Here is a 1,372-nt window from a genome sequence, read left to right as displayed (position 1 = left end):
TGCGTTCGGCGACGAAGCCAGCCGGTACCAAATCAGAGAGGCGAAGCTTGGTGCTCATCAGGCTGATTCCTTTGTGGAAACTAGAAACGCAGCATCGTCACAACTGCATCAAAACTGAGTCAGAGCCAATTTTGCACGCCGGAACACAGACTGTGTCAAAGCGGGCGCTAGATCCGCAGTCGATCAATGCGATCTTGAAGCAGCGGGCCGAAATGGCCGGATTGGATCCTGCCGAAATCTCCGCACATGGTTTGCGTTCCGGCTATCTTACTGAAGCCGCAAACAGAGGTATTGCATTACCCGAAGCCATCGAGCAATCCAAACACCGCTCTGTCCAGCAGGCCTCAAGTTATTACAACAACGCCACGCGACGGAGCGGAAGGGCCGCTCTGCGTTTCGTAACGCACGGTGGCTACAGTTCAGGCGCGCCACGTTCAAGAACAACTACATAAGAATCATTATCATCGATTTCGGTCAGACCCCCGCCTAAACCGATCGAGCAGACCGCTCTAACTGTCTTTAGATTCTGGTATTTCGCCATTTCCTTCTCAAAGTCTGCGGACACATGCAAATCTTTGATATCGAGGGCTACGAGGATCACGAGCACATTATAAGGGACATTGAAGGTATTCCAACCGCAACAGCTCGCGCAAACGGTCGCTTTATCCATGATTTGCTTTATATCAGATGCGGAAAACTGTTCCGCAGGTTTGTAAAGGTAGGTGACAAGATGAAGGACGTCATCAATCTCCGCCAATTCATCAAAATACATAAAGTCCTGGGGTGTGGCACAAACAGGTGCTATTTCTACGTTTCGATATTTCTCATTTAATAGCCGATACAACGAAGAAGAGATGACATCCTCAACGATCGGGCCTCTTACCGTCCATAGGATTCGTTCTTTGCAACTTTCGTCAAATTTGTTGAAATTCGGAACGAGGACAGACCAATTTTTCTCGTGAAGCTGAACCGCACCACTGGCGATTTGGACCCAAAAGCATTCTCGCGTAACCGGATGACAAAGCACAAGGACAACCGGAAGAGAATAATCCAACCAGTATCGGAGGTGCTTCATCTCACCTCTAAAAACGTAACCGTCTTCCTTTTCTTCCTGGAAAAAGCTCGTCCCACATTTGATTTGAAGAGCAAATATCCTACCTCTCGCTTGCCGGTTTTTGGCGTCGATTATTTCGACAAATCCATCAACTCCCAAGTCATCTCTAGGTATCTCTCGAAAAAGCCACCTGGCCTGCCCCTATGAGGTGGTCCGGTTTCAGTCTTAATGCATGATGGGCTTATCGGCCAGCGGCAGAGCCGATGATGGTGCCGCTTTGCCGGGTTTCGACGGCCATATGAGGGCCTCCGGCGCCGG

2 pseudogenes are annotated in these 1,372 nt (G+C 49.7%); one reads left to right on the top strand and one right to left on the bottom strand.

Features of this window, described 5'->3' with window-relative positions:
• Positions 1-149: 149 nt before the first annotated feature.
• A pseudogene (locus C7I85_RS31975) lies at positions 150-452 on the top strand (tyrosine-type recombinase/integrase); the annotation flags it as partial.
• On the opposite strand, the pseudogene C7I85_RS30160 reads toward C7I85_RS31975, so the two are convergent.
• A pseudogene (locus tag C7I85_RS30160) lies at positions 413-1,231 on the bottom strand (DUF4365 domain-containing protein); the annotation flags it as partial. The pseudogenes C7I85_RS31975 and C7I85_RS30160 sit on opposite strands and share 40 nt — an antisense overlap.
• Between the last annotated feature and the right edge of the window lie 141 nt (positions 1,232-1,372).

Origin of the sequence: Pseudaminobacter soli (ex Li et al. 2025) (assembly GCF_003012705.1) — a bacterium.
In the GTDB taxonomy this organism is placed as follows: Bacteria; Pseudomonadota; Alphaproteobacteria; order Rhizobiales; family Rhizobiaceae; genus Pseudaminobacter; species Pseudaminobacter soli.
The sequence above is the reverse complement of the archived record's forward strand: the minus strand, read 5'-3'. Positions and strand labels throughout refer to the sequence as shown.